The organism is Geodermatophilus obscurus, assembly GCF_900115395.1.
GTDB lineage: Bacteria > Actinomycetota > Actinomycetes > Mycobacteriales > Geodermatophilaceae > Geodermatophilus > Geodermatophilus obscurus_B.
On the sequence record NZ_FOWE01000019.1, the window covers coordinates 1 to 7,539 of the forward strand.

The 7,539-nt window shown below is 73.1% G+C and carries 9 protein-coding genes; 2 read left to right on the forward strand and 7 right to left on the reverse strand.

Features of this window, described 5'->3' with window-relative positions; translation table 11 throughout:
- On the forward strand, nt 1–198 hold a 198-nt coding region (locus BM165_RS23615), incomplete at its 5' end, for a transposase (RefSeq protein WP_143108274.1).
- 580 nt (nt 199–778) lie between these two features.
- Nucleotides 779–1,198 carry a hypothetical protein gene (locus BM165_RS23620; protein ID WP_208976867.1) on the forward strand — a complete coding sequence of 140 codons (420 nt, stop codon included), beginning with the start codon at nt 779–781 and terminating at the stop codon, nt 1,196–1,198.
- Nucleotides 1,199–1,538: 340 nt separating this feature from the next.
- On the opposite strand, the gene BM165_RS23625 is transcribed toward BM165_RS23620, so the two are convergent.
- The 7 genes from BM165_RS23625 to BM165_RS25060 form a co-directional block, all read right to left on the reverse strand.
- On the reverse strand, nt 1,539–2,408 hold the full coding sequence (locus tag BM165_RS23625) for a potassium channel family protein (RefSeq protein ID WP_208976868.1): 870 nt from the start codon (nt 2,406–2,408) through the stop codon (nt 1,539–1,541).
- 475 nt (nt 2,409–2,883) lie between these two features.
- Nucleotides 2,884–3,645 (reverse strand): DUF4386 domain-containing protein, encoded by a 762-nt coding sequence (locus BM165_RS23630; protein WP_075015987.1) that lies wholly within the window; start codon nt 3,643–3,645, stop codon nt 2,884–2,886.
- A gap of 72 nt (nt 3,646–3,717) precedes the next feature.
- Nucleotides 3,718–4,488, reverse strand: coding sequence for a DUF4389 domain-containing protein (locus BM165_RS23635; protein WP_075015988.1), 771 nt, complete (start codon nt 4,486–4,488; stop codon nt 3,718–3,720).
- Complete coding sequence (locus BM165_RS23640) at nt 4,485–5,501, reverse strand: NAD(P)-dependent alcohol dehydrogenase (protein ID WP_075015989.1); 1,017 nt, start codon at nt 5,499–5,501, stop codon at nt 4,485–4,487. The genes BM165_RS23635 and BM165_RS23640 overlap by 4 nt, the downstream gene beginning before the upstream one ends.
- A gap of 97 nt (nt 5,502–5,598) precedes the next feature.
- On the reverse strand, nt 5,599–6,054 hold the full coding sequence (locus tag BM165_RS23645) for a hypothetical protein (RefSeq protein ID WP_075015990.1): 456 nt from the start codon (nt 6,052–6,054) through the stop codon (nt 5,599–5,601).
- A complete protein-coding gene (locus BM165_RS23650) occupies nt 6,047–6,991 on the reverse strand; it encodes an NAD-dependent epimerase/dehydratase family protein (RefSeq protein ID WP_075015991.1) in 945 nt (314 codons plus the stop codon). The genes BM165_RS23645 and BM165_RS23650 overlap by 8 nt, the downstream gene beginning before the upstream one ends.
- A partial coding sequence (locus tag BM165_RS25060) for a hypothetical protein (protein ID WP_075015992.1) occupies nt 6,988–7,539 on the reverse strand: 552 nt, incomplete at its 5' end. The genes BM165_RS25060 and BM165_RS23650, both read right to left, overlap by 4 nt.

Sequence of the window (7,539 nt, forward strand, 5' to 3'; positions counted from 1 at the left end):
CATCGACGACGCCGCGGCTCGGCCGGTGGCCGGCCGATCGGCTACGACCGCACCGCCTACCGCCGCCGCAACGTCATCGAACGGACCTTCAACCAGCTCAAGGCCTGGCGCGGCATCGCCACCCGCTACGACAAACACGCCACCGTCTTCCACGGCGCGGTCGTCCTCGCCTCGATTCTGCTCTGGCTACGGGATTGAGAGACGCGCCCTAGCCGCCGCCGCGCAGGCCGCCGCGGACGACTGGCCGGTCCGCCGATCACATCCTCACGCGCGGATCAGCTCAGCGCGTCCGGTTGCCTGAGGACCACCGATCAGGGGCGAAGCGTGCACCCGTGCCCAGGTGGTTCCCGGCTTGGGCAACGGTCGGCAACTCATCCCCGGTGCACGCGTCACAACCCGCGCAGGCGACCTCCTGGTCATCGCGGGTGGACGCGATCTGAACGTGGCAGACGGAAGGATCCGGCACCTCGGTGACCCTCGAGAATCGCCGTGGCACGCGGAGCCCCTGACCGGGGGCGCACAGCGTTCGTCATAGCGCGGGACCGAGATGCAGTCCGGCCTCGCCCGGGCGGCCACCGGCGCGGATGGCGCAGCGACCTCGCCACGGCCGAGAACGGATGTGTCCGCTCACGCCGCGGGCGGGGCACCTCGTCCGGGGCGTAAGTGATCGACCTCGCGTGCAGCCGAGAAGGCTTCGTGGGACGTCGTCGTGCGCCGGATGTCGATCCGTATCCGAGGACACGGTGTACTGATCGCGGCCACAGCCCGAGGAGCACCGGTGACGTCGATCCGCAGCGAGCGATCCACTCCTCCGCAGGTCCATGCCCGCCGGCTCGCGCTGATCCGCGGCGTCCACACGGCGGCGTGGTTCTCCATCGAGTCCTGCGTGGCATACCTGCTGGGGACCGGCGCGACCGGCCGCAGCGACCGGCGGGCCGGCGCGGCCGCGGTGGTCGTCGCCGGGGAGTGCCTGGTCTTCGCCGCGGACGGGTTCCGCTGCCCGCTCACCGGGCTGGCGGAGCGGGCGGGCGCCACCAGCGGATCGGTCACCGACATCTACCTGCCCGCGTGGTTTGCCCCGAACCTGCCGGCAATCCACGTGCCGCTGCTGGTGCTCATCGGCTGGCTGCACGGGCGGGCCCTGCGCCGCAGGCGTTTCTCGCGTGCGGCGGCGCCGAGCAGGGGCCGACGTCGATGACCCCGTGGGCCGCCCGCCGGGTCCGCCGGGACTGGGCCGAGTTGTGCGCGCCCACGCCGCTTCCGGTGGCGTTCGACCCGGCAGGTCTCGATGGTGGGCCACATCAGGATCGGCACGTGGCGGCGCTGCACCGCCACCCAGGTCGTTCCGGCCGACTTATGTTCAGCCAGGCCGCGTCCGCGTTCGCCCTCCGCTCGGTGGCTCACGCGCCGAAAGGAGTGGCACGGGCGGTCGGGGACGCGGAGCGGAGCGGTGCCGGCGCCGTCGTGACCGGAGGGTGGACAGCGAGTCCGCGACGCCTGCGTCGCCACCCGCCCACCGAACATCAGGCCCGCGTTCGTCACGGGTGACTATCCGTCCCTGCGGGCACGTGGCCGTGGTCGGCGGCGTAGGCGGTCAGCACGGCCTGCAGCGGTCCGCCGACCCGAAGAAACTCGTCGTCGAGGAGACGCGCGAAGTCGCCGAGCGCGCCGTCGAGGAGCTTGCCGGCGAAGCGCATGTCCGCGCGTGGCGACCGCTCGGCCGCGTGCGCGAGATGCAACGCCGTCCCGATCGTCGCGGCGAGCGAGGCCGACTCCTCACCGTCGTGGAAGTAGTAGGTCTCCGCGTACTGGGTGAGGTCGACTCGCGCCTGCACCAGTTCGCCGGCGAGGTCCTCCAAGAGGTTCGCCGCCATGGGCACGTCCTCCTCCTTCAGCACCCGCACCGCGTCGGCGCGGCGCAGCAGCGACAGGCGGATGGCCAGCGCCCGGCGGCGGGTGAGGGCCGGATAGATCTGCAGCACCCATGTCACTGCGGCAGTGAGGAGCACGAACCCGAGCAGGGCCTGCAGGGGGACCGCGATCCGCAGCCACTGCTCAGTGGGGACGATGTCCCCGAACCCGAGCGTGGCGACGGTGACCATGGAGAGGTACAGCGCGTCGGTGAAACCGCCGCGGCCGGTCCCCTGCAGCCCTTCGCTGAAGTGGAAGCCGTCGGCCAGGTGTGGCCAGTAGACGAGGGTCCAGCCGATCACGACGAGCATGACCCAGGCCAGGACGACGACGACCATCGACAGCGGGCCGGCCAGGACGCTGACCCGGTGATGTCCTCGTCGCGGCCCGCCCGCGCGCCAGACTGCCGCCATGACCTTCCGACCGAAGCCGCTGCGCCCACTGGGGTGCCACAGCGTGTGGAAGATGTCCCGCAGGGTGGCTAGCACGACGAACACCCCGACGAAGGTGATGGACCCAGCCGGCGACCTCCACCACGGTGGGGAGCCTGCCAGCCGGCCCGCAACCAACGCTGTGCCGGCCCTCGGCGACGGCTGGGGACACGAGGCCGGCGGTGGCGAAGGCGTCGCGCAGGTCGGCCTGGGTTTCAGAGGGTCGCGCCAGCCGCCCAGCGGTGCAGGGAACACCGGCCGGTGCTCCGGCGTCATCAAGGGCAACCCGGTCCATCGTCTCTTCGAGGCCGTCGCCGTCGACCCCAGCGCCGTCCTTGCCGTCCGGCCGGGGCGGTCCATCGCCCGACTAGCCCGACACCTGACTGGTAGATCCAGCAGCTGCCGAGGCGCCACGCGCGGCACAGAACGCGACCGGACCCCGGCTCCGTCGGTCGGAGGAGCCGGGGTCGGTCGCGGTGGTGCTCAGGTGAGGCGAGTGCAGGTCCGTCGCGACGCGGACGTCCCCACCCGATGGGCGTGCTCAGGCCGGTGACAGCTCGGGCTCCCGGTCGGTCAAGGCGAGTGCGGCGACCGCGGCGGGCTTGAAGCCCTTGACGGTCAGGTAGACGCCGAGGGAGAGCTCCCACGCGGCGATCGGGAGCGCGGCGAGCAGGGCGGCCGGAGCCGACCGGTCGTAGACGCCGAAGAAGATCGCGATGTCGGAGGCGAACAGCAGCGGGGCGCCGATGAGCCCCATGGTGGGCAGGATGCGCGGCACGAGGCCGGACCGGTACATCACGTAGCCCAGGCACAGCGCGTTGAAGGCGGGCATCAGGCTCTGGCTGAGCAGGAACGCCCAGTCGTAGGTCGCGGCGAGCGTGTGGCCGGTGGTGACCAGCGAGGCCGGGTCCGCGCCGGTGGTTCCGGCGACGTCGTTGCGGAGGGTGAGGAGTGTCAGGACGCTGACGACGCCGACGAAGATGAGGGCGGCCTCCAGGACGCGGGCGGCGACGAACCCGAGGGCGGCGGTCTGGCTCTGCCGCTTCGCGACCCGGTAGAGGACCACGGCGGTGCCGATGCCGGCCAGGGCGACGACGACCTCGGCGGCGGCACCCCACAGCACGCCGGAGTCGCTGCCGGCGCCGAGGACGAAGTCGGCGTTCTCGCGCACCGGCTCGAAGATCATGAGCGTGGGGATCGAGACGAAGGTGAGCAGGTACAGGATGCCGGCGGCCAGCGAGGTGGAGCGCATCGTGTCGGGGGGCGGCCGGATGACTCCGGGGGTGGGCGCGGTGACGGTCATGTCGCTTCCTTCGAGGGCTGGAACGGATGGGCGCCGACCGTCCCCGCCTGGTGCCGGGGACGGTCGGGCGGTTCACCGGGCGGCGGGGACCGGGGCCGGCGGAGGTCCGGCCGGTGCGCCGGTGGGCGCGGGCGGGACGGGCCCGACGGGCACGGTGCCGGGGTCGGTGCCACCGAGGTCGAGCCGGAACGGCGGGTAGCGGTCGGTCATCAGCGCGGTGTAGGCGGCCACCCGCAGCGCCCACCGGTCCATGCTCATCACGAAGTCGAAGAGCGGCTTCGGGTAGCGGCCGGTGAACAGCAGCACGATCGCGGCGATCAGCACGAGCAGGCCGACCAGGCCACCGCCGGCACTCCAGATGTCGTTCCAGCCGTTGTTCCAGCCATCCGTCCCGGCGCCGGTACCCAGCCACAGCCCGCCACCGACGAACACGGCCAGCACGAGGTAGTGCGGGATGGCCAGGAGCCACTTCACGAAGATCAGGCCTCGGGAGAGCCGTTCCGGATAGGCGACGTCGAGGTGGGCCGGGTAGTCCGGCACCTCGGCGAGGGTGAACGGGGGATAGCGGTCGGTGGCGTTGGCCCCGTAGCCGTAGTAGTGCACGCGCCAGGACCAGCGCATGACCCCGACGTTGAAGTCGAACAGCGACCGCGGATAGCGCGCGGTGAACAGGATCGCGAAGAACGCGATCACACCCACCACCCAGAAGGCCACCCACAGGAAGAACAGCACGACGAGGTGCGGGATCAGCAGCAGCCACTTGACCAGCCACAGCCAGCGCGACTGGAACGGGTCCAGTGCCGCGTCGACGCGGACCGGATAGGACGTGCGGGGATCGGTCATGGCGTGCTCCCTGGGGGCGTTGTCTGCATGCCGCTGGGGGAGACGGAGACGACGAGCTTGCCTCGGGCCGTGCCGTCCAGCAGGTGGCGGATGGCGGCGGCCGCTTCCTCGAGCGGATAGGTCCGGTCGATGACCGGGGTGATCTGGCCGGACTCGACGAGCCCGGTCAGGACGACCAGGTCGGCGGCGTTCTCCGAGCTGGCGAGCGGAGCCAGGTGCTGACGGACGAACGGCGACAGCAGCATGGCGCGGATGGTCCGGTCGAAGCCGCCGAGCCAGCGGCCACCGGTCTCCGAGCCGACGATGACGAGCGTGCCCCGGCGGGTGAGCGTGCGGCGCAGCCGTCTCAGGGAGCGGTGCCCGCCGGTGTCGAGGACGACGTCGAAGCGCTGACCGTCGGCGACGTCGCCGGTCGTGTAGTCGATGACGTGGTCGGCGCCGAGCGAGCGGACCAGGTCCACCTTGCTCGTGCTGCACACGCCGGTGACCTCCGCGCCGAACGCCTTGGCGAGCTGCACGGCGAACGTGCCGACGCCTCCGGAGGCGCCGACGATCAGCACCTGGTGCCCGGGTCGCACCCGGCCCCGGTCGCGGAGGCCCTGCAGGGCGGTGACGCCGGAGATGGGGACGGCGGCCGCCTGCTCGTGGGTCAGGTTGGCCGGCTTCGCGGCCAGTTGGTCGACTGCGACGGTCACGTACTCGGCGAACGAGCCGTTGCACGTGCCGTACACCGGGTCACCCGGCGCGAAGCCGGTCACCCCGGGGCTGACGGCCTCGACGGTTCCGGACAGGCTCCGGCCGGGGTTGAGGTACTTCGGCTTGCGGAGGCCGAAGCCGGCGAGCCGGATGGGGTAGGGCAGGCCGGCCATGACGTGCCAGGTGCCCCGGTCCACGCTGGCCGCGTGCACCCGGACGAGCACCTCGGCGTAGCCGGTGGGAGGCACCGCGATCCGGTCGATCCGGAAGAGGCCCTCGGGTGCCGGGCCGTAACGGTCCTGCACGACCGCGGTCATGGTCGTCGAGCCTCCGGCTCCACTGGGCGGGCCGCGGAGCGCGTGGAAGTGGGTGGTGGCCATCGGGACCTTCTTCTCTCGTCATTGACCGGGGTGGTCAGGAGGTGGGGCGCTGCAGGACGACGTCGCTGCGGCGGTGCCGGCCGTAGTGCCGGATGTGCAGCGTGCGGCAGCCGGACATGCCGCGGACGGCGCGGCCGGCCTCGTCGTCGTCGGCGACGTGGACCCACAGCGCCGCCCGGCCGTCGCGGGCGTGGCCGTGGTAGAGCGCGAGGGTCTCCGGGTCGTCGGTGAGGGCCCCGACGACCCGGCGGGACCGGCTCGGCTGGGCTCGGTAGCGCGCGTGGTCGGCGAGGATCTGCTCGCCGGTGAAGACCCGCAGCCGCCGGTCGGCGAACCCGGCAGCCCGGAGTGCGGTCGCGGCGCGCCGGGCCGCGTCGTCGGTGAGGATGGCGACGAGGAAGCCCCTCGGACGGAAGACCATCGGCCGGTCGCCGAGGTCCGGGTCGAGGTCGGTCGTCCCGACCGGCCAGACGACCTCGTCCTCAGTCATCGCGGTAGCTGCGCAGGGTGTCGGCGAGGGCCTGCTCGAGCGGGGTGGCTCGGACGCCGAGCTTGCCGGCGATCTTGGTGCTGTCGACGACGAAGGGCTCCTCGAACTGGTACTGCATCTCGACGAGCTCCCGCATGGTCGGGTCGACCAGGCCGAGGGCGCGCAGCACGACCGGGGGGAGGCGGCGGAGCCTGCCCCGCGGCCGGCCGGCCTGCCGGTACACGAGGTCGACCAGCTGGCGGGTGGTGCGGGTGTCGGGGTCGTTGGGCAGGTGCCACACCTGCCCGGGGGCGTCGGGGTGCTCGCCGAGGACGGCGAGGCCCTCGCCGATGTCGGGGACGTAGGTGTAGGTGTGCGGCTGGTCGGGGTCGCCCAGCACGGTGGCGGTCCTGCCGGCCAGCGCCGGGGGGAAGACGCGGTCGCCCAGGTTGGACTGGGCGCCGCCGCGGGGGCCGAAGTAGTCCGAGGCGCGTCCGATGGCGACCTCGACGCGGCCGGCGTCGTGGGCGGCGAGCAGGTCGCGGGCCATCCGGCCGCGCAGCCGTCCCTTCGTGGTGTGCGCGTCGTACGCGCGGTCCTCGGTGAGGGGGCGTCCGGCGGGGCGGCCGTACATGTAGACGTTCTCCGTGCTGACCAGGCGGGCACCGGTGGCCTCGGCGGCGGCCAGCACTCCGGCCTGCAGCAGTGGGAACTGGGCCGGCCACTCGGCGTAGGGCGGGTTGAGGGTCTGGTAGACCACCTCGGCGCCCCGGGCCACGGCGGTGGTGAAGGCCGGGTCCCGGGCGTCACCGGCCACCACCTCGACGTCGTCGGGGACGCGGGCGTGCCCGAAGCGGTTGACCAGACGGGCGGTCTCACCGCGACGGCGCAGCGCGTCGAGGGTGGCCAGGCCGACGGCGCCGGTGCCGAAGACGACGTGCCGCGGGCTCGTGGTCATGCGCGTGCGGCGACCGGTGTCGGCGCCGGCGGGGAGCCGGCGACGGGACGTGCGGGCAGGAGGCGCAGCAGGAGCAGCCCGGACAGCGCCGAGAAGGTGATCGCGCCGTAGGCGCCGAAGACGGTGAACTGCTCGTCGACGGCGATCCCGCCCAGCGTGGTCGTGGTCCAGCCCAGTGCCCACAGTGCGGGCAGCGCGGCGGCCCACGCCCACCGCAGCCGCGTGCCGCGAGGCAGCGCCAGGGCCTGCGCGGGCCCGAGGACGAGGCCGGTGAGCGCGCCCATCAGCGCCAGGTCGGGCAGCGAGGTCCCGTAGCCGACGACGACGGCGCCGAGGAGGAGGCCCAGTCCCATGCCGATGCCGGTCGCCGGCACCCACCTGCGGACGTCGAGTCGTCCTCGGCCGGCCAGCGTCTGTCCCAGGCCGATGCCGAGGCCGGCGACGGCACCGCCGATCAGGGCGGCTCCGGGTGAGTCGACGCGGCCGACCACGGCCGTACCGGCCAGGCCGGCGAGGGGGAAGGCGAGGAACCCGGCGGTCCAGAGGGC

Bases quoted from the DNA above. Each gene is read 5' to 3' on its own strand.
- BM165_RS23640 (WP_075015989.1), bottom strand. From the start codon at position 5,501: ATGACCGCGGTCGTGCAGGACCGTTACGGCCCGGCACCCGAGGGCCTC.
- BM165_RS23645 (WP_075015990.1), bottom strand. From the start codon at position 6,054: ATGACTGAGGACGAGGTCGTCTGGCCGGTCGGGACGACCGACCTCGAC.
- BM165_RS23650 (WP_075015991.1), bottom strand. From the start codon at position 6,991: ATGACCACGAGCCCGCGGCACGTCGTCTTCGGCACCGGCGCCGTCGGC.
- BM165_RS23635 (WP_075015988.1), bottom strand. From the start codon at position 4,488: ATGACCGATCCCCGCACGTCCTATCCGGTCCGCGTCGACGCGGCACTG.
- BM165_RS23630 (WP_075015987.1), bottom strand. From the start codon at position 3,645: ATGACCGTCACCGCGCCCACCCCCGGAGTCATCCGGCCGCCCCCCGAC.